This window comes from Bacillus sp. mrc49 (genome assembly GCF_002803435.1).
In genome coordinates, this window is sequence record NZ_PHNG01000106.1 from 1 (window position 1) to 1,131 (window position 1,131).

At 45.2% G+C, this 1,131-nt stretch carries 2 protein-coding genes; both read left to right on the forward strand.

What is annotated here, in order from left to right:
- The coding region (locus CVN76_RS00715; protein ID WP_157805390.1) for an aldehyde dehydrogenase family protein at nucleotides 1-718 on the forward strand (718 nt) is incomplete at its 5' end.
- Between the two features lie 115 nt (nucleotides 719-833).
- On the forward strand, nucleotides 834-1,131 hold a 298-nt coding region (locus CVN76_RS00720), incomplete at its 3' end, for a 3-hydroxyacyl-CoA dehydrogenase NAD-binding domain-containing protein (RefSeq protein WP_232732034.1).

The window sequence follows — 1,131 nt, forward strand, 5'->3', positions numbered from 1 at the left end:
AAAATCTCCTAATATCGTTTTTGAAGATGCCGACCTTGAAGCAGCTATCGATGGCTCCCTATATGGCATTTTCTACAATACCGGACAATCTTGCGAAGCGAGATCGCGTCTATATGTGCATGAAGACATTTATGATGAATTCGTTGCCAAGTTCGTAGAAAAAACGAAGAAATTGAAATTGGGCAATCCGCTCGATAAAGAAACGCATGTCGGGGCCATCATAGATCAGGGGCAATTGGATGTCATCAATAATTATGTTCAATCGGCCATTTCGGATGGTGCGGATATCCTAACCGGCGGAAAGCCGGCGGTCATTGAAGGCTTTGAAGGAGGCTACTGGTTTGAGCCGACGGTCATTGCCAATGTCAATCATGATATGAATGTAGTGAAAGAGGAAATATTCGGTCCCGTGGTCGTCATTATGAAATTCAAAGATGAAAAAGAAGCCATCAGGCTCGCGAATGATACAGAGTTTGGCCTAGGTTCAGCGCTTTGGACAAAGGATGGCGGACGTGCGACCCGAGTGGCCAATCAAATCGAAGCGGGAATCGTCATGGTGAACTGCCCATTCTCCGCTTTTCCTGGAACCCCTTTCGGAGGATATAAACAATCAGGATTCGGACGCGAGCTGTGCATTGAAACACTGGATCTTTATACAGAAACGAAAAGCATCATTTCCTATCATGGAAGCCGTCCCTTGAATCCTTTCGGCATTTAATCGAACATAAATAGATGGCTGGCAAAACGATTGTCGGATAAGTAATTCATGTTTGGATGAATGCTGATCTGATTCGTTGTAGCCGGCCTTGTTTAAGTAAAAGGAGGAATGATTGATGATTAAAAATCTAGTGATCGTCGGGTCCGGGGTCATGGGCAGGGGAATAGCCTACGTAGGGGCAACTGGAGGATTCGATGTAATATTGGTGGACGTGAATCAAGCGGCATTGGAAAGTGCAAGAAATGAGATCGATTCCATTTTTGAGAAGGGTGTCCGCTATCAAAAAATCAGCAAGGAGGAAGCGGCTTCCGCAAAAAGCAGATTTTCATATTCTTCCAATTTGAAAGAAGCGGCAGCAGCTGCCGATCTAATCATAGAGGCCGTTCCGGAAAAGCCGGAAATTAAGAAAGCCG